27 protein-coding genes and 2 pseudogenes are annotated in these 20,893 nt (G+C 39.4%); 14 read left to right on the top strand and 15 right to left on the bottom strand.

All coding sequences use genetic code 11. From position 1 onward, the window contains the following. The 5 genes from SAGCYANO_RS39685 to SAGCYANO_RS39705 all read right to left on the bottom strand — a co-directional run. On the bottom strand, window positions 1-266 hold a 266-nt coding region (locus SAGCYANO_RS39685), incomplete at its 3' end, for a hypothetical protein (protein WP_202225053.1). Between the two features lie 136 nt (window positions 267-402). After that, complete coding sequence (locus SAGCYANO_RS39690) at window positions 403-1,242, bottom strand: hypothetical protein (RefSeq protein ID WP_202223581.1); 840 nt, start codon at window positions 1,240-1,242, stop codon at window positions 403-405. Window positions 1,243-1,329: 87 nt separating this feature from the next. Then, window positions 1,330-1,608, bottom strand: a complete 279-nt coding sequence (locus SAGCYANO_RS39695; protein WP_202225054.1) for a hypothetical protein — start codon at window positions 1,606-1,608, stop codon at window positions 1,330-1,332. Window positions 1,609-1,628: 20 nt separating this feature from the next. Further along, on the bottom strand, window positions 1,629-1,826 hold the full coding sequence (locus SAGCYANO_RS39700; protein WP_202225055.1) for a hypothetical protein: 198 nt from the start codon (window positions 1,824-1,826) through the stop codon (window positions 1,629-1,631). Then, entirely contained in the window at window positions 1,816-2,088 is a 273-nt protein-coding gene (locus tag SAGCYANO_RS39705; protein WP_202225056.1) for a hypothetical protein, read from the bottom strand. The genes SAGCYANO_RS39700 and SAGCYANO_RS39705 overlap by 11 nt, the downstream gene beginning before the upstream one ends. Window positions 2,089-2,430: 342 nt before the next feature. On the opposite strand from SAGCYANO_RS39705, the gene SAGCYANO_RS51130 reads away from it, so the two are divergent. The 4 genes from SAGCYANO_RS51130 to SAGCYANO_RS39725 all read left to right on the top strand — a co-directional run bounded on the left by SAGCYANO_RS51130 (window position 2,431) and on the right by SAGCYANO_RS39725 (window position 4,993). Further along, the gene (locus tag SAGCYANO_RS51130; protein WP_375340086.1) at window positions 2,431-2,646 is read left to right on the top strand and encodes a ribbon-helix-helix protein, CopG family; all 216 of its coding nucleotides are present in this window, start codon (window positions 2,431-2,433) and stop codon (window positions 2,644-2,646) included. A 245-nt stretch (window positions 2,647-2,891) separates the two neighbouring features. Beyond that, window positions 2,892-3,356: a hypothetical protein gene (locus SAGCYANO_RS39715; RefSeq protein WP_202225058.1), complete on the top strand. Its 465-nt coding sequence runs from the start codon at window positions 2,892-2,894 to the stop codon at window positions 3,354-3,356. Then, window positions 3,357-4,058, top strand: a complete 702-nt coding sequence (locus SAGCYANO_RS39720) for a hypothetical protein (protein ID WP_202225059.1) — start codon at window positions 3,357-3,359, stop codon at window positions 4,056-4,058. It abuts the gene before it with no gap. Window positions 4,059-4,396: 338 nt separating this feature from the next. Continuing rightward, on the top strand, window positions 4,397-4,993 hold the full coding sequence (locus SAGCYANO_RS39725) for a site-specific integrase (RefSeq protein WP_202225060.1): 597 nt from the start codon (window positions 4,397-4,399) through the stop codon (window positions 4,991-4,993). 9 nt (window positions 4,994-5,002) lie between these two features. On the opposite strand, the gene SAGCYANO_RS39730 is transcribed toward SAGCYANO_RS39725, so the two are convergent. Then, the gene (locus SAGCYANO_RS39730) at window positions 5,003-5,605 is read right to left on the bottom strand and encodes a C39 family peptidase (RefSeq protein ID WP_202225061.1); all 603 of its coding nucleotides are present in this window, start codon (window positions 5,603-5,605) and stop codon (window positions 5,003-5,005) included. Window positions 5,606-5,706: 101 nt separating this feature from the next. On the opposite strand from SAGCYANO_RS39730, the gene SAGCYANO_RS39735 reads away from it, so the two are divergent. Further along, window positions 5,707-6,021: a hypothetical protein gene (locus SAGCYANO_RS39735; protein ID WP_202225062.1), complete on the top strand. Its 315-nt coding sequence runs from the start codon at window positions 5,707-5,709 to the stop codon at window positions 6,019-6,021. 97 nt (window positions 6,022-6,118) lie between these two features. Here SAGCYANO_RS39735 and SAGCYANO_RS39740 read toward each other — a convergent pair whose 3' ends face one another. The 5 genes from SAGCYANO_RS39740 to SAGCYANO_RS39760 all read right to left on the bottom strand — a co-directional run bounded on the left by SAGCYANO_RS39740 (window position 6,119) and on the right by SAGCYANO_RS39760 (window position 9,470). Continuing rightward, window positions 6,119-6,751 (bottom strand): hypothetical protein, encoded by a 633-nt coding sequence (locus SAGCYANO_RS39740; protein ID WP_202225063.1) that lies wholly within the window; start codon window positions 6,749-6,751, stop codon window positions 6,119-6,121. Between the two features lie 100 nt (window positions 6,752-6,851). After that, window positions 6,852-7,226, bottom strand: coding sequence for a hypothetical protein (locus SAGCYANO_RS39745; RefSeq protein WP_202225064.1), 375 nt, complete (start codon window positions 7,224-7,226; stop codon window positions 6,852-6,854). Then, entirely contained in the window at window positions 7,227-8,186 is a 960-nt protein-coding gene (locus SAGCYANO_RS39750) for a hypothetical protein (RefSeq protein WP_202225065.1), read from the bottom strand. It lies immediately after the preceding gene. Between the two features lie 52 nt (window positions 8,187-8,238). Further along, window positions 8,239-8,745, bottom strand: coding sequence for a hypothetical protein (locus SAGCYANO_RS39755; protein WP_202225066.1), 507 nt, complete (start codon window positions 8,743-8,745; stop codon window positions 8,239-8,241). A 113-nt stretch (window positions 8,746-8,858) separates the two neighbouring features. Beyond that, a complete protein-coding gene (locus tag SAGCYANO_RS39760; RefSeq protein WP_202225067.1) occupies window positions 8,859-9,470 on the bottom strand; it encodes a hypothetical protein in 612 nt (203 codons plus the stop codon). A gap of 76 nt (window positions 9,471-9,546) precedes the next feature. On the opposite strand from SAGCYANO_RS39760, the gene SAGCYANO_RS39765 reads away from it, so the two are divergent. From SAGCYANO_RS39765 to SAGCYANO_RS39795, 7 genes are all read left to right on the top strand, one after another. Continuing rightward, window positions 9,547-10,566: a hypothetical protein gene (locus tag SAGCYANO_RS39765; RefSeq protein ID WP_202225068.1), complete on the top strand. Its 1,020-nt coding sequence runs from the start codon at window positions 9,547-9,549 to the stop codon at window positions 10,564-10,566. Beyond that, entirely contained in the window at window positions 10,563-11,711 is a 1,149-nt protein-coding gene (locus SAGCYANO_RS39770; RefSeq protein WP_202225069.1) for a hypothetical protein, read from the top strand. Before SAGCYANO_RS39765 ends, SAGCYANO_RS39770 begins: the two co-directional genes overlap by 4 nt. Beyond that, a complete protein-coding gene (locus SAGCYANO_RS39775; protein WP_202225070.1) occupies window positions 11,695-12,336 on the top strand; it encodes a hypothetical protein in 642 nt (213 codons plus the stop codon). Before SAGCYANO_RS39770 ends, SAGCYANO_RS39775 begins: the two co-directional genes overlap by 17 nt. 32 nt (window positions 12,337-12,368) lie before the next feature. Continuing rightward, entirely contained in the window at window positions 12,369-12,785 is a 417-nt protein-coding gene (locus tag SAGCYANO_RS39780; RefSeq protein WP_202225071.1) for a hypothetical protein, read from the top strand. Window positions 12,786-12,816: 31 nt separating this feature from the next. Next, window positions 12,817-13,380, top strand: a complete 564-nt coding sequence (locus SAGCYANO_RS39785; protein WP_202225072.1) for a hypothetical protein — start codon at window positions 12,817-12,819, stop codon at window positions 13,378-13,380. 10 nt (window positions 13,381-13,390) lie between these two features. Beyond that, window positions 13,391-14,593 carry a hypothetical protein gene (locus SAGCYANO_RS39790; protein WP_202225073.1) on the top strand — a complete coding sequence of 401 codons (1,203 nt, stop codon included), beginning with the start codon at window positions 13,391-13,393 and terminating at the stop codon, window positions 14,591-14,593. Between the two features lie 256 nt (window positions 14,594-14,849). Continuing rightward, window positions 14,850-15,044 (top strand): hypothetical protein, encoded by a 195-nt coding sequence (locus SAGCYANO_RS39795; protein WP_202225074.1) that lies wholly within the window; start codon window positions 14,850-14,852, stop codon window positions 15,042-15,044. Here SAGCYANO_RS39795 and SAGCYANO_RS39800 read toward each other — a convergent pair. Further along, window positions 15,041-15,319, bottom strand: coding sequence for a hypothetical protein (locus SAGCYANO_RS39800; protein ID WP_202225075.1), 279 nt, complete (start codon window positions 15,317-15,319; stop codon window positions 15,041-15,043). The two genes, SAGCYANO_RS39795 and SAGCYANO_RS39800, sit on opposite strands and share 4 nt — an antisense overlap. Window positions 15,320-15,873: 554 nt before the next feature. On the opposite strand from SAGCYANO_RS39800, the gene SAGCYANO_RS39805 reads away from it, so the two are divergent. Beyond that, a complete protein-coding gene (locus SAGCYANO_RS39805; RefSeq protein ID WP_202225076.1) occupies window positions 15,874-16,275 on the top strand; it encodes a hypothetical protein in 402 nt (133 codons plus the stop codon). Window positions 16,276-16,316: 41 nt separating this feature from the next. Here the strand turns inward: SAGCYANO_RS39805 and SAGCYANO_RS39810 are convergent, their stop codons facing one another. Continuing rightward, the gene (locus tag SAGCYANO_RS39810; protein ID WP_202225077.1) at window positions 16,317-16,598 is read right to left on the bottom strand and encodes a hypothetical protein; all 282 of its coding nucleotides are present in this window, start codon (window positions 16,596-16,598) and stop codon (window positions 16,317-16,319) included. A 344-nt stretch (window positions 16,599-16,942) separates the two neighbouring features. On the opposite strand from SAGCYANO_RS39810, the pseudogene SAGCYANO_RS39815 reads away from it, so the two are divergent. After that, a pseudogene (locus SAGCYANO_RS39815) lies at window positions 16,943-18,066 on the top strand (ISAs1 family transposase). A 408-nt stretch (window positions 18,067-18,474) separates the two neighbouring features. Here the strand turns inward: SAGCYANO_RS39815 and SAGCYANO_RS46790 are convergent. Both SAGCYANO_RS46790 and SAGCYANO_RS46800 read right to left on the bottom strand, forming a co-directional pair. Continuing rightward, window positions 18,475-19,311 carry an ABC transporter substrate-binding protein gene (locus tag SAGCYANO_RS46790; RefSeq protein ID WP_237397143.1) on the bottom strand — a complete coding sequence of 279 codons (837 nt, stop codon included), beginning with the start codon at window positions 19,309-19,311 and terminating at the stop codon, window positions 18,475-18,477. Window positions 19,312-19,343: 32 nt separating this feature from the next. Beyond that, a pseudogene (locus SAGCYANO_RS46800) lies at window positions 19,344-20,314 on the bottom strand (ABC transporter substrate-binding protein). Window positions 20,315-20,893: the final 579 nt, after the last annotated feature.

Consider the following 20,893-nt stretch of genomic DNA (forward strand, 5'->3'; position numbering starts at 1 on the left):
GGTATATTTTCTTCTTCCGGTGGCGGTGGAGGACAGTTCGGTGGAGCTACTATCACTGGAGGCGCAGGAGGAACAAAATCAATAATATTGTTTAGTTCCGCTTGTTCAACAATAGCTTTAACTATTGGCAAGTTTTGATAGCAGCAATATTTTTTGTAGGCAGCTTCCCAAGTTGCCCGGCATCGCAAGTCGCCAAACTCAGTTCTAACCTGCTCTGGCCAAACGCCTACACTGACTAGCTCTCGCTTCATCTCAATTAACTTCACTTCCTTGATTCCCTCCTTGTTTTTCCTGGATAAGTGTTCCCGTAGTCGTCATACCGATGTCTAGCCCTCACCTCCTTTCTGCTGGCGCTTGTAAACTCTCTCCTTTTCATGCTTGAATTTATAAGGAAGATTCTTCTTAGTAAGGGATGGGGTCGTCCAATAGTTCGTCGAACTGATTAGGCGGCAATATCTCTCTGCTGCTTGGGCACCCGCGCTCCCCATTATCAGTTTGTACTGTCGATATTGTTCCGGTGTCATCTTCTGTGTTATGTTGGTCTTGTCCTTGATTCTCAGCGGGGGCCTCATCCTCTGGAGTTGGTTCTTCTTCTTGAGGCTCCGATTCTTCTTCTCTGGATAGTTGCTCCAAGTACTCTTGAACCGATAATCCTAATCTATCCGCTTTTTTCTTAAGTGCTTGCCAAACCTCAAATGGTAACTTTACTTGCTTGGTTTTCTTGATGGAGTCTGGGTCTAGTACCGCCTCAATGTAATGTGCGGTCATTTGCTCCCCCTCTGTAGCAGCCATATCTATACATTTTTGCCAATCCGCCGTGATATCCCCATCAATTCCTTCCTTCTCGGACTTGGCACGCAAGGCTGAAGCTTGAGCTACACAGTTGGGTAACTTCTGAAATCCTTCACAGAGTAAGTGCCAACCTGTCATGGCTGCTTCCATTAGCTGTTTGCATCGCCAAACCTTTTTGCCTATTTCTTTGAGGCAGTAGTCTTGAAAAGTTCTGTACCCCAAGCAACGATAGAGTTTATAGATTTGGAATGCTCTCAAAATCATTCCCTCTTTAATATATGCATGGCCTGCTAGTTTGGCTTCAAAATGCAGTGTTTCAATAGCCTGCTTACCTTCTCTCCAGACTTCGTGTTCAAACAACTGGCAGAAGGTGTTAAGACAATCACCCGCCCAATCTGGTAAAGGCATCTCGTCTTGGTTTGGTGGGTATGTAAAATTAGAATCAACCATGATGTTAGCGTTAAATAGTTTGCCTTTTAGGTAGGGGGTTCGCTTTTAACTACCCCCAAAAGTTCTATTAGCGATCGCCTTTTAGAGTCAAGTGAGGCTATCTTTTACTTTGTAACTCACCAGCAGATTTGGACTTCGCCCGTAATACCTGCCTGTAATTGCTGATACATTGCCCCTGGCTACAGGATTGTGGAAATCTACAATAGGTTGTTGTCGCTCTTCTGCTGTGATGTCGGCAGATGGTAGGACTTTTGATGCCTCTACAGTAGTTGTCGCCTTTGGCTGAATATATACCGTCATGAATCCAGGGTTTACTTCAGTTCCGTATATTAGAGTTGTGATGAGATGTGTTCTATCCCTTTTCATTCAAGACCTCTACAGAATCTTTACTGCTGTTTGAGCCAAGTCGCGCTGATAGTAACTCTTGTGGGGTCAGACAAGTCGGGCGTTATAATAATAGAGGAATCTCTAACAAAGCCAATACTTTTCAGCCACAAAGTTAAAAATAAGTCACGTTCTTGTACATCTGTTAAACTACCCGTCATGCGTACCTGGAATATTTCCCGATCGCCATCAACTGTCATAGTCCTCTACTGCTTGTTCAAAACAATCTACTGCTGATAAAGCAAAGGTGGCAATCACTTCCAAGCTGCCTTGCTCTTCTGGCCTGCCACTATAATGATGGTGCATTCCAGAACTTGAAATAATCTCTTTATAAATATCCCAAGCTCTGTGATTGCGACTACCCTCAACAAGACTTAATTGTTTAGCCAGATAACTAGCTGAAATAGCTATAGAATCTTTATCAATGGTCACAAAATTTTCCACTGAGTCATTTTCAGTCATTAGTTACCTCCAAATATTTTTAAGGAAGCGAGGGGGGACAGCATAATAGAAACCCCCACGCACTCTAGATGGATACTCTATGTCAGATTCTTGTCAGTTAACGCTAAATTTAACTGCCAAGGAGATTTTAGCCATGTTTGCTTTTGGAATTAATTAGAGGCTTGGTAGTTAAACCTCACAATTTGACGCTTCAAACAATCCTGCTCCGTTAGGCAATGCCCTCTCTTTATTCGTACAATAATACCCTAGCAAGGTATTTGAATTTTTGCAATACCTTGCTATGATATTTTCCAAGAAAAGACTTAATATCTTAATAAGGAATAAAAATGGACGAACAAAAAAATGCCAAGAAAGACAGTGTACGGAGAACTCAAGCTATCGACCTCCGTGAGCTTGACCCAAACCTGCTTAGATGCTCTGGACCAAGAGAGGAGGGGGACAAAGATGAGTCGGAGCGATGTATTGGAGCAACTGGTCAGAAAGAACTTGATAGAGCCTCGGAAGTTATACCTGACGAAGGAGCAGTACAGCTTATTGGGGGAATTTGTCGCCGGTTAGATAAGCAAGATGAGAGACTTCTCCAATATGCTTGTCAACACAACAATCGGCTACAAGAGCGTAAGCAGCAGAGCGATAATTTCATCGCAGAATTCAAAGAAGAACAAGGGAAGATCAGAGAAGAAACCCAAGAATTACTCAATTATCTAAAAGCTTACGTCAAAGAATAAATCAACCAGAAATGCCGATCGCTATTTCAGCGGTCGGTATTTTGTTGTCTTATAAATACAAGAGGATTAATCAAAATGAAAGAATCTAAATCCACAGCAGCAAGCCTCCGTATAGGCCGTCAAAATCCCTGGCTCCCTGGCCTAGAAAAAATCTTTAACAACATGGAAGGTTTGCACCCAGAAGCGACCCTGCTCGACTTATTGGAAATGAAGCCTCAGATGTGGGCCTGCCATTCCATAGGATTTGAATGGGGGCAACTACCCATGATTTCCTTCTCCCGCATAGAACCGGAGACTGGCCAATTTCTCACAGAGGTTACTGCCCTGCCCCATAAGAAGAGTGAGATGCCTTCATACGAAGTCTTAGAAATAATTGGAGAGGAGATAAGAGAGAAGGTATTTCAGGACATTAACGACACGATAGCAGAAATGCAAAAAATTGAAGGTGGTGAAATAGGCACAAAAACATTCACTTCTACTTTTATAGCTCTTGATTGGGCTCGGTGGGACTGCTGTCGCGACACCGAGGAGGAAGAGTAGATGGCCACACCAGTCAGGGCCGGGGAATGGATCGAAGTAACTACAAATAAGTACGACTCCCACAAATTCAGACTCAAAGGCCAAAAATTCGAGGTAGAGCGTACCAACGTTACCACCGGAGAGCTGACCATCCAGACTGAGGAGATGGGTAGAATTACCCTATTTAACTATGAAGTTGAATTAACCCTAAAACCAAAAGTTCCAGCACTTCCAACACCACCTACCACCTCCAACAATACAGTGGCCAAAATCAAATCTTTAATAGATAAACATCAAGCCGCTGGATATAAAATTGATAAAAATTTTCTGGAGCAAATATTAGGCAAAGAGTTTCTGGAGCAAATATTTAAAACACTCATGGTTAACAGTAAAGACAATATTTGCTCCATGAAACGAACGGGAGATATTTGCTCCATGAAAGATATCGGAGATGGGGATAAAATTAGCGATCGCCTCCCCGCTAAAATCGGGGGGCGACCCATGGGCAAAAAAAATAATAAGCCAGCATCTGGCTGGCTAGATACCCAGGTTAACAACAAGACTGGCAAGATTAACTACTATTACTGCCGACGCAACTACAGACCGTTAGTCAAAAAAACTCGAATCCCTGCTGGAATAGTCCCAACGGTAAAGAGGATGACGGAAACTGGATATTCAGCAGCTCAAATAGAGGGCCTAATTTCTGAAGCCGTGGACTTTTAAAAGTCATTATAATAGTAAGATGGAGCCAGGAAATTTTCGTAGTAAACTTCTCTTTGGTTAGGTGATTATTCACCTAATCTTTTTTTGCCTAATTATAGAAACATCCTACAAAATCCCCTCGCGCCCCCCCATCATCCCCCATACTTGCCGATCCAATCCAAACGTTGCTCTTTTACTTAAATTAGCAAATAAGGGAGTAGGGGGTTCAAGCTATATGTGCTGCAATATTTGGGGTTTTTCATTTCCAGCACTTTTTGGTCAAAAGTGCTATTTTAAAAAAAATGCGCAAATGTCAGCACCCGTCCAAAAGGCCCCCATAGCTGGGAGAAAAATCACCAATGAAGCGATCGCGCAAAGGCAAGGCCTCAATTATTGAGTCTTGGGAAGCTCAAGCCATCTATGAAAATTTTACCACACCCGCCAACAAGCTAATCTGGCAAATTTGCCGTTATACGGGGGAGCGGATTGGAGCCGTCCTGCAGCTCAAGATTGAAAATGTTTATTTCAACCCCGCCCGCCCTACTCCCTTGCCAGAAATTACCTTCCCAGCACAAAGCAGAAAAAAATCACCAGACGGAGTAGCCTCCACCAGGCAAGTTCCAATAGCAAAACCTCTGCACATCGAGCTTCAAAAGTTTAAACCAGCAGCTCAATCAGGATGGTTGTTTCCAGCTAAAACCGATCCCTCAAAGCACTTGAGCAGACAGATATTTGACAAAAACTTCCGAGTGGCAGTAGAGAAAGCAGGACTAGCTCATCGAGGAATCAGCCTACATTCACTCCGCAGGACATTAATCACCAGACTACACGAGTCTGGCTATTCTGTGGCTATGATTCAGGAGATTACCGGACACAAAAGCATTGATGTCCTGAGAGGTTATATAGAAATTAAACCGGAGGCGGTTAGCAAGGCAATGAACAGTATAAATTTGTAAAAACTCGGCCTATCCGATTCTGTGAGCCCACATATTTTCAATACTTTCCATATCAGGGTCGGTCAACTCGTTATACATATCACGAGTTTGTCCGTGACTCCAGCCACCACAAGCAGCAGCAATTAGTCTATTACTGTAATGAAGATTTTTCCCAAAGATTGATCCTCCCCCATTGACTTGATAATACCAGGAATAAGAACCCAAACCAGCCATTATTTCACCATAGGGGTCTTGCACCAGGAAACCATTTTCACCAAACCCCTTGATAACTACTAAATGACCAGGTTCAGTGAAAAAGCCATGAACAATGACTGGCTTCCCATCCTCGATCGCATCTCGAATGTCGGTCAGAGTACCACTGATTGTGAGGTCGTCTTTTATCCCATAGCTCTCGCAAATATCTTTTAATCCTTGGGGGGAAAATCTATTCCAACCATATTGTTGGGCGCGGGCGAATATCTCATCTTCTAGTTGAGGATAACTACTATCTCCCTCTACTCCCCAATATTTTAAGCACATAGCCAAGCAAGTAACATTGCAAGCAGAGAAGGGAGACAAGGCGTTGTCTGTCTGTGATTTGTAAGGAACTTCTAATTGTTGAATTTCTGACATTTTTATTTGTGATTGGTTTTGAACGAAACAGGCGTTATTTACAATAGGTGAGGAATATACTTATTATTCACCTATAACAATTGTAGTGAAAATTTTCTAGTATGAGTATGCGCGATCGAGATTTAATGGCAATCGTGGAGATGAAGACCAGAGGAATTATCAAAGTGGGGCGGTTGGAAGATGGTTGCTTATATCAAGAAGTTTACTTCGGACCCGCTTTTTGCAGATATCGTCCGGATGACTTATATATGTTTCATGGTGAAGATTGGTTAGAAAAATATGTCGATTTAGTTAAAAGAGAATTTACAAATTGTTTTAACAAATTAGGATATTTTCAAGCAGAAAAGATTCCCAGACAAGAACCAGAAAACGAAGAAGAGGATAGGGGAGGCGACTCCGATTCAATCCCCTTCTAGGTCGGATATTTTCTCTAATTAATTTCAGCTAAAACTTGACATGGCATTGATTATTGACAAGTACTTAGCCGTTAATCCTCCATGTATAGGTATTTTTTCACCCTTCTATATCCAGGTAATCTATAGCCCAGAAGGATAGTCTTATATCCCATGTAAGACCACTACTAAAAGGCACTGAAAAAGTCCCCTTGTGAAACTTCAGCTCTATCTCATTAGTCCCCTTATGCCAAACAGCGTGTAATGGTTCAACGTGGTCTATTACATCCCCACTGTTAATATTTCTCCAGTCATTTTCACAGACAAAAGCAAGAGGAATGTCTCGCCCAGATGTATTTTGAATAGGAGTAATAATTTTATCGATAGGTCTGGTTCCGAATGATGTACCATTACCACTATTATAAGAATTAAGCGCTGACTCCCCTACTTGGGGTATGCCAGAAGCGGCAAATTCTCCTGAGATTTTGAACAATCTCTCAGGGTAATTCAGTTGGTGGTATTGGAAAATATTTTTTGTAGGAGTGATTTGCGGTTGCAGCTCTGGGGGATATTTGACTCCAGTAGCATGATCGAATATGACGTATTGCAGCTGCCCTTCCCCCACTACCAACGGTGGCTTGGTCTGCGGACTTTGAGCAATAGTAACTTCTAGATTGCCTAAGCGTGCGTATATTTTTTCCAATGCAGCAGCGGTGGCTAGATCGTGACTTGTAGGATTAAGGATATTTGGCATTTTTTTTAACCTGTAAATTGTGGAGCAGCTGTATCAGGTGCTTTCCTATAACTACTTAATTATACCATTCTCTATTCAAGGGTCCGGTTTAGGACTCCTTTTAATACTCAAACGTTCCTAAAATCAACTTGCCAATATTGCCCTCACTCCATGCAAAAACTGGTAGCATACAAGTTGAAAGGTTGCTGCTACACAGGAACCCAGGAGTCAACAGAAACGGTGTCATGGGGTAGATTTGCCACTTTGCAGCATCACTTCCAAAAAATAATCTCACGGTCGATTCCCCCGTATTTAAGAGATAATACTCTCTAAAAGTTGTGGATAAACTTAACACTTCTATTACGCTATTTTCTTCCGGGGAGCCTTCCAATCCTCCTGCGGGTAGATTTATAGGAGATGCTACGTCAAAACCTTCAAACACCGGGGGCGAATGAGATTGAGCAGGCGCAGTCAAGATAGGCGTGAAATTCAACATTCAATATCCTCCTAAAGTAAAAGTATTCGTTGAGCGATCGTAATCTGTGATAACACAGGTTTCGGAACCGTTGCCTGTCAGGAGGCAGAAAACTAGGTATGATTGACTGTTCCCGGGCGTAATGCTAAAAGCACCCCCTGCCGGAGGAAGATTGGCGATCCATCCACCGCTTTTGGCATATCCCACCATGTTTTGAGTAATTTTTTCTAAGGCGCTATAGCTATTACCTCGCATTCCAGCAACGGCAGCAATCATGGCGCTAAGTGCTATATTAAAGTCTATCAAAAAGACCTGAATAGGCTTGGTCACTCCAGTTCTGAAATCAGTGAAAGTAGGATTTGCTACCAGGGTAAACTCATAAGTCTGAGCAGGCTGAAAACTGCGGAGATTAGCAGCTTTGTTTCCTGTGATTCCTTGGTCACTATCCACGACACTGCGGAGAATACCTTCCCAGTCCGAACCAAATTCGGCAAACAGAAATAGAGGGATATCCTTGCCTAGCAAATTTCCTGTTCCAATTTTTAAATCTACATTTAGAGCAATGACCACTTCCGACTTTGAATTAGGTTTTGTTGAATGAATAGTTAATATTATATCAGAAAATGTTTGAGCGACCGCCCATAGAGTACAACCTGACTGTTCAATTGTCATCCCATAACCAGGTTTTACTTCCCAAGCACTATTATCAACTTTTAAATTCTCGTCACCGTCGGGTCCTAAATAGAGATAAACACTATTTTTTGATTTATTATTAACAATAACTTGGTAGTCATCCCCATCAGGAAGGTCTATGATTTTGGTAGGCTCAATTGGATTAAGAGTTCGTCTAAAATTAGCCCAGGTATATTCATAGCGGATTTCTTTTTTACTGTCAGCCTCATCATTCTTCAACAAGCGAATTGCCTGTAAGAGGTCTTCCCATCCTAAGATAGGCACTCCGTCCTTTTTCTGTTGAGTCATAGGGTTAATAGCAAAAACATTTTAATACAGAGAGAAAAATCAGTCTACTGGTTTATTGTTGAAAAACTCCTTGCAAATAATCAGTGCCACGAACGCTGATGGAAACACCTTGGATTTCTTTAGTGGTCGGCAAATTAGTGAACGTGAAAGTTACTGTAGCATTGTTACCTCCAGTCTCTAGGGAACTCCTAGGGATGTAAGTTTGAGCCAGCTGGATGTATTTAGTTTGTGTAGGATTGTTTATCAAAGATTGCTCACCAAGCCATTGAGCGAAAGCTGACTCATAGAAAGCGGCAGGAATATTCTCGGTAGTGTCATAGGGGTTGTTGATGGTCAGTTGAGGAAGACCTGACTGCAGCCTAACTTGGCAAGGAATGACTACGGTTGCCGTAACGCCTCCAGTCTGCTCATCACGTTCGCTACTCACATTGTCAATAGTGTTGTTGTTTCTATTTTCATCTGCTTCTATGCTGTTAAGCTCTTGCAAAAGTATATATGTACGAACTTCTACAATATTGGTACTAACGCTGGAAATAGTGTTGTTTGGGGTGAATTCCATATAGATAAAAACTGATGATAGCTAATAAGAACAAGACAAAAAAATCCTTTTTTAAATTATAATCTAAATATCCATCGCATTAATGGTATTATCAGCCATATAAACAGCAGAATCTAACCTTGACTATCAAAAGTTAGATTTAAACTTCCAAGATGGAGACTTGTTTCTCCTGCCTCAAATGTATAAGAGATATAACCGTCATAAGAACCAAATATCTCAATCCTGTCGTTTTCTGACAAAGGAGTATGCATATCCAAGGAGCAAAAAACAACTAAATCATCGTCTGTGGTTAATGGAGTTAGAGTTGACAAATAAGGAACTATCAATGGCAAATAAGCAGTATTGCCGACATAAAACAATAACGCACTGCTGTACTTGTGCGGGCTTATATCTTTTGTTCCAATGTAAAAACTCAGCTCCGCAGCGTATTTATTTTTTACATTATATTGAGATTGCGCATTGATTTCTGCTGCAATTCTTTGTGATTGTGAAGTTCCTAGAGGATTTTTCGGGACTGGTCGAATTTTAAGCGATGAAATTTGATGGCAAAGAGTCAAACTGTTTAGACTGAAGAATATTGTATGGTTTGTTCCTTCAGGTATTTTTCTTTTGTGCAAGCTAAATAATTTGTTAAAATCAACTAACTCAATCAACTTGTTGTTGATTGAGTCAATATTTTTGTAGATACTGCCAGCTATCCGTTCTTCTATTCTTTGTCTCGCCATGCCCAATTTAGCCAAAAGTTCATCCTTACTGAAAAATAGTAGCATATCTGAGCTCAGAGAGAAGGCCAGGAAGGTAGTGAATATTCCTGACTTAGATGCGGGGATTGCCTTTGAATCTCAGTTGGGGACAGATGACGAGGTCGAAACAGAATATGGCTTGACATTGGGGTGGGAAAATTATGGGTTAACTATTACTAATCAAAAAGTTGAATTTGAGTTTAACCTTCTTGGCATAGGGTTGCTGTTATCTACGGAGGATGGTGGTACTGCTGGATTTGATCTGGGGTTGTTTGGAGTAGAATTGAATAAATATGGCGAAGGTAGCATGAGCTATCTCTTTGACCTGTATAAGATTGAAGTTACAAGAGAGGGATGCTATTATGTAAAGCAATATTTTATTAGTGGTGTGTATGTTTACACGGAGATACAAGAGATACCAGGATGCAAAGCAGAAGAAGAAAAAGGCGACAAAGATTATGAACCGCTTATAATACCAGAAGATTTGCCAGAAGAAGTACCGGAGGTTCCTGATAATAACCCTCCAAGACTTGAAGGTCCTCCCGGCGATTACGTTTATTTAGTTGCAGCCGGAGTAGGTTTTCATGCTTCCAAAGACAAGAGTGTATCTAACCCCTATCTCGTCAGAGAAGCTTATTCTCAAAATTCTGTTTCTGTCTCTGGTTCCATGGAAAATATGACTATTGTTGGAAGGCATAAATCAAAAACTATTATGGGCGATGGGTCTTATCTTCCAGACGGTACTTTTGACAGGACAAGCTCTTACCGTAGTCCTTACAACTTCACTCCAGAAGCGTCGCCCCCTGAGTTGAATGAAGATATTATTGGACTTGTTTTTACCGCAAGCATTAGTATGCCTCAGCTTCATTTTGTAAAAGGCTATCGATGGGCCATAAACGAGGCGATAGCTCGGTCTTATGAATTATTCAATAATTATATAATTAGGGCTACAGAAACAACTGTTACTGTTGGAAAAATTATTTTCTTGAAAGAACATGTAGCAGATTTAGGTAATTCTTCTGGTGGCGGGTCACAATCTGTTATCCCCCACCTACGAATAATATTAAGGAAAATATGAACAATAGTAAGTGTTGTGTGACGGAAGATGACCGTGCATTGTGGGCTTTAATAGCCTACTCTACGGGAGCATTCAACTTCCCAGGAAAGATAGGGGTAAATGATAACATTTTATCTGTAAAATTTCCGTTAGGAGAAAATGACGCAGTACAAGACGGAGAGTCTTTCATATCTTCCCTCCGAGACCTCCAATTGTGGAAAATTCTAAACACAGGTAGCGTTGCTATTGACAGCGAGCTCACAAAGAAAATCGCCCTTAATTTAGGTGTACCAGTTGAAGGATTTAATGCAAACGAAAAATACCCAGATGGAGTCAAAAAGCAATCATCGGCTGATGATTACGGGTTTCCGTTCAAAGTCCCCAGGGACTGGCTAGAACCTGGCAAGACAGGAGAAACAATTGTTTATAACCTTAAACAATTACAGTTTGTTATAGGAAATCTGATAGCTCAGAATAATCGGGTATTGCGACCTAACGAACTACTGAATGAAGGCTTTGAATATCCTAATGCATGGGTGGCTTCTAGGGGCAAGAAGACTTCAAAGGCTTTTAATTATTTAGAGTTGTTTGAGCTTGCAACGAAAATGCTTGACCACCTAGGTATCCATCCTCTTCAGGCAACGTTGGCAGACCTTAACCCAGCTAAACCAGGTGAACAAGCTTGGGGAATCAAAACCTACAATGCCACTCATGCCATCAAATTAATTCTAGAGTACATAAAAGAAACCGACGGCGACCAAGCAGCAGGGTTAAATTTAAATATTAGAATGGCTGTACTTATAGGAGAAATGTATGTAATGATGAATTCAATGGTAGAGTCTCAACAGTCTTTATATCAAGCTTTGGGATTCGATATCAAGGAAGATACTGACTATATCGAAAACTTCCCGCTCGATTTCACACTAGGAGCGGGTGGAAAGCAAACTACTGGAGTCAGTTTTGGATCGAATTCTCAGGAAGCTTCCGCCAAACAGTTAGAAAAAGAAATTAAAAAAATATTGAATGATTTAAAAAATAACGATGAACAAGGTGCAGAGACTGTGCTAGAAAAATTCATGCAGCCCAGGAGACAACCGTTTATATTTTTAAGACTAGAAGCTGCTCAAACTTTATTGGAGGTTCTCAGAAATGTCAAAAGCCAGTAAGATCCGCTCAGTCAAAATCAGAAAAGTTTCCGAACCTCCTGAAATTGCTAACAGGAATAAGACCAGTAATCCTAAAGGAGCAGTTGCCGAAAAAAACGCAATCGCTGACAATATTAAATCTTTGGTTGCTAGCTATGGTTTTATAGAAGAAATGAGTGAATATAGACAAAAAGTAGTAGTGGCTTCTGTTGTGGGAAATTTTGGCAAAGATTCTCACATATTGTCAAAAGAGTTTAACTCTGGATATGAGTCTGTGACAGGAGTTGAGCAACAACTAGAGTATGACGACCCTGAACTTCAGAGAGTTAGCGAAGGAGTGATAGTCGAACAAAACTTAGAAACAGGAAAGGTCAAGGTAAGTAAAAATAAAAATACTACAAAGATTGAAACGAATAAAGTGAGGAGAAAAAAGCTTGATACCTTTAAGTCAATTCCCAGGAGAAATGACGCTAAAAATAAAGCGATCGCTTGCTATGCTCTCCTGATAATCCCGACTAAAAGAAAAAAATGTCTTGATGCATCTAGATGCTCTTCCCCTGGCTATCTAAAAGCTGTTGCGACTTGGGGGACTGTCGCCAGAAGCCCTGGCGGCAGTTTCTCGAACAGAGACAGGATTGGTGGTTAATATCGATTATTTCACATTTTGATGGTTTTAGCATGATCATAAACACTGCTACTTTATCTAGTGCCTTAGTCTACGGACAAGAGCTAGATAAGGATTATTTCAAAAAAATTGGTTCGGATGTCTTGGAAATCTTCAACCTACCGATTGTTGGTGCTAAGAATCTTCTAGGGAAAGTCGTCAATGGCGGCAAGCAACTCGTTAAATCTGTATTTAACGGCACTTTTGGCAAAATATTCTCGAAATGGGCGAAAGAGAGTCCGGTGGCAGCAGGAGCAGGAGTATTAGCTGCGGGTTTAGCTTTAGGTACTGTTCTTGTTGTTGGAGGTGCTGCGGTTGGAACTCTGGCGGGTGGAGGTGCTGCCGTTGGAGCTGTGGGAGCTACTCTAGGCAAGCTAGGAGCTGTTGGAGCGGGAGCTGCCAAGGTCGGCCTCGGCATTGGGAATAGGTAGCTTGCTAACTGGGGTAGGCGCAGGGCAGCTGGTGACTGGCGCTCTTAATTTTGCAGAAACAATCTATAACTTTAATTTCAACCAAACCGATGAGGATATTAATAAAGAGATTGAATCTACTATTAACGCTTTATATGGACCTACTGGGGAATATATTGGGCAACAAGTGGCGGGGGTTTTGGTGGGCGGATTGTTTAACCCGCCAAAAGTGCAGATAAATATTCGGGCACTGCGTTTAGCGTGGGATATTAATCCCAGTATTCGTGATGATTTGCTCAATAACACATCTACTCTTGCTTACCTGGGAATGACAGCTTTCCGAACGATTGCTATCAAGCAAGCTTTTATGAAGGGAAGGCAAGGAATTAAGAATTTTTGGCAAGGTTTACCGAAGGAGGTTAAGGGGAAGTTTCCTCAGTTGGATAATGCAATCACTAACTGGGGAGCTAAGGGAAGCAAACCTTGGTCTATTCAAGGTGTGGTAGAAAAACGGATTGAGGAGCTTAATGATCAAAAATTGCAAGACTTGGTAGAAGGATTACTGTCAGGGTTTTGGGAACAGTTCCGTCAATCTGTTGAATACGTTTATTACTAAGAGGTCGCAAATGGCTACAGGAATCCCTAAGAGTTATACTCGCTCCACAATTGAGAAGATGGAGGAGAGCATGGCTAAATTGAAATTACAGCAAGGATTGTTAAGCAATGATAATCCTGAAGAACTGCCTAATTTTGAGGTTTGGAGATACAGCAGTAGCGCTCGCCTCGACGAGCCTTATGGAAATCATCCTAGGTATTTGTCAGGCACAGCTCCACTTGTGGCAGTGCAAGCTTCAGCTATCAAAGCGCTGCATGATGAACTGTCTTTAAGATTAGGATATGCTGTCACCTTTGATGAATGGTTTGAAGAATGGCAAACAGGTTATCCGTCGTTGATTAACCGGAAAGGCAGTAACCCTAAACTCAAAACTAACTATCCTATCGTGTCTACTCAAGACCGTAAAGGTTGGAGAGAAGAGAAGAAATCAAGACCGGAATACAACGAATGGGAACACCCGAAGCAAAATAAAAAACTCCGGATTATTGAATATTTTCCTGAAGGTACGGCAAAACCTGAAAGTTCTGTGGTTTTTTCGGGTAGTGACAGTCAGTTAATCCAGTCAATCCAACTTTTCACTTGGCTTACGCTCAACTTTCCGGTTGGAAATAATGAGGTTTTTGAAGGCGGTTGGCATCATGCTAGGACTGGTCAACCAGAAATTCTGCTGACATTCTGGGAAGATAAGGAAGATGTTGCAGAAGGCTTTGACAAGGTTCGTGGCACAATCAGATTTAGGATTATGGATAAAACCGACGATCCTGATTCTCCTATGGAGAAATTGACATGGAATGACGTTAGGCAACTGCAACAAAAAATCTATGAAATTTTTGTAACGCCTAATAATGGTAATGGGTTGATCTGGAAAAAAGGGAAGGAAAAAATAACATACTTTGATAAAAACGAGGGGCATGATTATAGGATTTTATCTAGGAATGAAGCTGAGGGGTACAGAGTTGTAGATGCTGTTTTGGCTGTACAAAATCAAGTGAGAAAGCCAGGTAAACCAAGACTTAATTTATCTCCTAATCCTGAAATAGCTTATCCTACTGTTCCAGAGATAAAAAATATATTAAATAAGCCGACAAGAATGCCACGGTTAAGACCCATTGCTGATGTAAGATTCACTAGAGCTGTGCTTTTACTCCAATTTCATAGAGGGCCCATTTCTCTTATTGATGATAGACGATTGATGGCCCTGCCGGAAGATTAGCGATCGCCATTTCCTAAGTGCTGGAAATTTCCGTCAGCACCTAAGTACTGATTTAGCAATTTGCTGGAATTTCAAATATTCCAACTATCTTAGAAGTACTATTTGATGGAGTAAAAATATGGGTAGGAGACGCAAGCCTAGGTTTGCCCTTTATAAATCAGCTGACTGGAAAGAACTTAATTGCATAGTCCTGCCAGAAAACTTTCATCCTGGCAGATACAGAGAAATTCAGAATGCATTGGGATTTGAAGTTAACATGCAATCCCACCCTAGCGAACAAAAGGAAGCCATGAAACACTATCTAGAGATTCAATTATCTCTAAATAATATGTTGAGAGGAAAAGAGTCTGTTACTGAGTTTTTAGATAAAGTCGAAGCTAGCGACTGCATTAATATGGATGATTATTTAACAGAAACTCTGGAAAATTTAGAGTTTTTAGAAGTAATTTAATCTCCGGTAATAGATTGGTAGGCTTCTACTAAAACACTAATATCTTTGAACCAAAAAACTGGCTCGACGTGCAGGGAGTAACTGGGAGTTGCTCCATCTAAGGGATAGTACACAATAGTTGGGCCTCTCATGTGCAATTGTTGTCGGTAAATGTCCGAGTAATTATTGCTTACTTGGTCTTTGACTTGCAAGGCTATCCATCCTCCCCGCCACCAATGAGAAAGAGCTGTATTGCTGGCTATGGTTATTCGATGATAATCAGTTCTAATAGGCATAGCAATTCTTAGCGGGGAGAGCCTATTTGTCTTAGAAGGCTCTCCAAAAATACTTTCACTGCCTTCAAAGATTTTTATCCAGTTGTTAGAATCCGATAAATTTGGCATAGTCCTACGATGTGAGTTATGTAGGTATATTTTTAAGCTTAATAGTCAATGGCATTCAACGCAAACAATCTTAAATTGCTCGTCTATTATAATTCCTCTATCTGAGTAAAATATGTTTAGCGAACTAACGGGTGCGGTTGATTTCTTAAAGGTTTGTTTGTTAATAATTTTAGGGGTGACGTTTATCACTGAGTCTAAAAGAAAAAGTTTGAATCCCTTGGGCTTTTTACTCTTTGCTATAGGAAGTGATAATTTAATCAAAAATGTTTATATTAGAGAACTCGTCACCTCAACAAACATCCGTAATACTTATCTGAACTCAGCCAATACATTGACTTGGAGATTCTTTTTAACTAAAGGAGTTAGTATAGTTATTATTATATGGATATTGGTGATATTGATACCAGAGCTACGAGTGAGACTGCTACTCAAAAACAGAAAATAATATGTTCATTCTTGTCAAAGACATCAGTAACGTTAATTTTGACAATGAATTTTTAAGGCTTGCAGCTTTATCTCTCAGCTTGTTAGCTAATTTATCTTTTGTGGCTGTCCCCCTGATATTTAAGCAGAGCGAAAATAGAGTTTCTAACCTCAGAAAGAAAATCGACCACTACGAAAAAATAGAAGAAAAGCTGCAATGTTGCACAGAAGAATTAAGGTCAATTCAAATAATATGTGAGTCTAGTGAGAATGCCAGTGAAGTTTTTTCACCTGATGCCGATAAAGCTAAAATAGCCGCTTACTATCAAGGGATGATTTATCAGATAAAAGAGAAAATAAAGCTAACCTTGGGAGCAATTGGTTACAAGTCAAGGGGAAAAAACAATTCCAACAATAGCAACTAGGAAGACTATAGATTTTACTCCGCTGAGATATTTTTTGTCTGTTAATAATTTAATGTTAATTTCGTTCCATCAGTGTGAAATTTCATCAGAACAGCCTTTATCTTAGAATCAGATGTCATTTTGGCATCCATTTCGGCTGCTACCTCTTCAAATGCTTCGGGGGGTATTGCCTCGATTTTTTCTTTAGCCACAGTCAACAGGTCTTGAATTATCACATTTTTATCGATATTAGACATTCTTGACAACGTTTCCACGGCTAAACCGAGCATATAGCCATTTAAGGCGAGTTCCTTTTTCTTCTCAAGAGGTAAATCTGCTAACATTAGAATGGCTCCACTATGTCGTTGACTGCTGCATCAAACACGGCCTTCATGCCACAGGGAAAACGCATCTAATTTTTTTGACAAATGACCAAGGAGATAATTTCAAATGGAGACTATGCGATATAGCTGCCGCTAGGCTCCGCCAACGCGTTTGCGTAGCATTCCGTAGGAAAGCGGACTTCCAGTCTATCGCTTCTCAAATCACCATCAAAAAATACCCAAACTTTCAACCGTCAAAACTATCAAATAAATTTCATAATTAATACTGAAAACAAACTAATTAAAACTGAATATTAGAGTTTTATTGAGGAGAATTATTCTAGTAATAATAGAAAAGTTTCACAATGAAACTCCAGCCCAAAAGAGTATTTATGAGTATTTTAATAAACTAGAATACCCAAGGGTAGATAGAACTAAAGGTCATAAATTAATTGAGATTATGATAATTACGATTTGTGCTGTAATTTGTGGCGCGGATACATGGGTAGATATAGAAGCTTATGGTGAGTCTAAATATGAATGGCTAAAAAGTTTTTTAGAACTCCCTAATGGCATTCCATCTCATGATACATTTGCGCGAGTTTTTGCACGGCTAGAACCAGAAAAATTGCAGCAATGTTTTTTGTCATGGATTCAGTCAGTAAGTGAAATAACTGATGGCGAAAGAATAGCAATTGATGGTAAAACTCTGAGAGGTTCGCGCTGACCAAAAAAAATCTCAAAAACCTATTCACATGGTCAGTGCCTGGGCCACAGCAAATCGCCTAGTTTTAGGTCAAGTAAAAGTAGATAATAAATCGAATGAAATCACTGCAATTCCCCTACTTCTCAAAGTTTTATCCCTCTCTGGTTGTCTAGTTACCATTGATGCTATGGGATGCCAGAAAGAAATTGTTAAACAAATTACAGAACAACAAGCTGACTATGTAATTACTTTGAAAAAAATCAAGGTTATTTTTATCAAAGGGTGGAAAAACTTCTGAATAAATGATCTAAAAATCAAGCTGAAAAAAGTACACAAAGTGATTATTGTCAATCTGATTTAGCTCATGGTCGTATTGAAGGTCGATACTATTATATGGTAAGTAATATTGCTGAAGAGGTCGATCCATTTGGGGAATGGAAAAATCTTAAATCAATTGGCGCGAGTCGATTATTTTCGCTCTGAAAAAGATGGAAAAATAACTTGTGAACGAAGATATTACATTAGTAGTTTAGATAATAATGCTGAACTTTTATCTGAAGCTATTCGTGGTCATTGGAGAATTTAAAATCAATTAAACTGGGTTCTAGATGTTCAATTCCGAGAAGATAATTCTAGAATCAGAACAGATAATGCTCCCGAAAATTTGGCAGTAATTAGACAAATAGCATTGAATTTATTAAATCAAGAAAAACTGTAAAAACTGGAATAAGAAATCAACGAAAAAGGGCTGGATGGAATAATAACTACCTCCTCAAAGTTTGATTAGGCTCACAATAATTTATGAGGGAAAGTTCTGAAAAAAATAACGATAATAAAAACAAAATAAGATGTTTTTATAACTCTAAATTCTTGAGCGAACGCAAATAGAAAATTATGAAACAAAAGCAAAATAAGATATTTTTGTAATCAGAAAGATTAGGCTGATTGCAGATAGTAATATCACCCATAAATACTCCATTATCACTTTTATTTTAATTGAACAATGAATCAACGCAATATCTTGGTGTGGGTAAGCGAAGCTTACCCACACCACTACTAATAATGATTATTATTCTCACAAATCGAGTCTAAACATAAAGACTCAGGTAAATATCCTTTAAACTCTTATCCAGAAATGGTTTTGAGCTGCTTGTAACCCTGTGAGGCAAAGGGTATTATTGGGTGGTAGTCTTAGTCATTTGTCAAAAAAATTAGATGCGTTTTCCCTGGAGGGGTTAGGGGTGGGTTGACTCCTTCATCATTAATTTTCAATTCATCAATATTCCAAAAAGCTCCACCAATAGCAGAGAATTTTAAATTATCTATACGATCGCGAACTGCTTGCAACGAAAGAGGGTTTACTAAAAAAAATATAGGCAACTGTTCCGCAACAATTTGCTGAAACTGACCGTAAATTTCTCGACGTTCATTCTCATCTACCGTCTGATATCCAGCAGTAAATAAACGGTCAATTTCTTGCTCCCAACTAGAAACTTGCCAATTTTGCAGTGGTGTTTCCCCAGGTTTAGCACCAAGATTAAATTGATGAAATGAACCTGTACTTAACCAAAATAAGGAGAGTAAATTTGGCTCAAAATCTGCTCCAGGAACACCAAAAGCTCCAACATAACATTCCCAATCTCTACGAAGTAATAGCTTTTCTAAAATAGTGTTGAAATTGAGTACCTGCAAATTAGCTTTAATCCCAATTTTGCTTAAATCTTCTTTGACTTTAACTGCTGTATCTATCCTGAGCTTTTCTTCAGATTTTACTAAAATTGTAAATTCTACTCTGTTACCATCCTTGTCTAATAATTCATTGGCATTATTATATTTAAAACCAGCATCTAACAATAAACTTCTTGCTTTTTCAGGATTATAATTATAGACCTTTAATCCTGCTTCCGGGGATAAATAATAAGGACTTTGTACCCCCAGAGCAGAATGTTGTATTGCTCCTAAACCCCGATAAATATTATTATTTATCTGTTGACGGTTAATAGAATAAGCAACTGCTTGACGAAACACCAAATTATTAAACCAACCAGACTTAATAGGATTTAAAAAGGTTTACCTTCTGAATTTTTAGCTTGATTAAGATTAAAACCAACAAATTGATAACCAAATTGAGGACCACCATTATAAATCTGATATTTTCCTCGTTTTTCTTCTCGTTTCAGTAATTGAAATGCCTCGGCATTTACTGGTAGAGCATCTAATTCTCCAGAACGAAATCTAAGCAATTGATTATCGGTTGAAGGAATAATTTGGATAACAATTTCATCGAGATAAGGCAGTGAATTACCCATGGCATCAGAACGCCAATAAAAGGGATTTTTTGTAAAATAATTCTTTGAGAAGGTATATAACCAGCAAGTTTAAATGCGCCATTACTAATGATTTTTTGTGGGTCTGTGTTTGTATTCCAAGTTGATAAAAATAGGGGTTTACCATCAGCATCAATGGAGAAAACAGTATCTTGCAAAACATGAGCTGGTAAAATTTTTAATTTCTCTACATATCTGATAAATGGGGCAAATGGTTCGGGCAAGATAAATTCAACTCTTTGTTGATCGAGTTTTTTTACAGAAGGAAAAGCGCCATTACTACCAATTCTTAAAAAGTCTCTGTAAATAGTAGGAATTTTTTTATTTAGATAAATATCTTGATAGGTAAAGACAACATCATCAGCAGTTAGAGGTTCCCCATCAGACCATTTTAATCCTGAGCGTAATGTAAAAATAATTCGTCTTTTATCTTCAGACAAAACCCAAGATTCTGCTAATGCTGGTTGTAACTCTCCAGTTAGACCATTTTCTGATAGTAATCCCTCGTAAATAAACTTAAAAATTCCATAAGGAGAACGAGATATTGGGTAGTTAAAAGTGGGTGGCGCACTAGGCAGAACTAAAACTAATTTTGAATTATTATTAATCTGTGAATTTAATAATATTGGGCGACAACCACTGATAAAAATCAATGAACAACATAATAAAAATCCAATTGAAAAATGTAGGAATCGAAAAATCATAAATTTATATAGCAATTCCCATAGTTATGAGGTACATTTACGATCCCCCGCGCATCCCCCTTTTCAAGGGGGACTTTGAATCTCCCCCTTTTTAAGCAGTTCCCCCTTACTAAGGGGGTTAGGAGATCTGGGGGCGAGGGGGATCTAAAACTGTACCTCATAGATTGAAGAACTGCTATATCATGTTCAGTTGAATACTTATGCTAGGGAATAGGTAGGGACGTTGCATGCAACGTCCCTACAGATTATTTCGTTTATGGATTGTTTAGGAGCAAGTAATGAAAGGGGTATTCATAATTCTTATGTTGATTCACCAACGCCAAAAATTTTCCATCTGAGCACCATCTCCCCATCCCTCCGCCTCCCACTCCTTAATACCAATTCACCTTCAAAATGTCACAAATAGCTTCCCTCCTTCAAATATTAAATAATTTCCTGAAATTACTGTAGTATCAAAATTTTGAGCTGATAAAATCTGACTTTTAACTTTTGACTTTTAACTTTTGACTTTTAACTTTTAACTTTTAACTTTTGACTTTCGTGAAACGATATTACTTCTGAGTAAATGCCCAAACTCCA

The sequence above is a fragment of the Okeania sp. KiyG1 genome (assembly GCF_014132355.1).
GTDB lineage: Bacteria > Cyanobacteriota > Cyanobacteriia > Cyanobacteriales > Microcoleaceae > Okeania.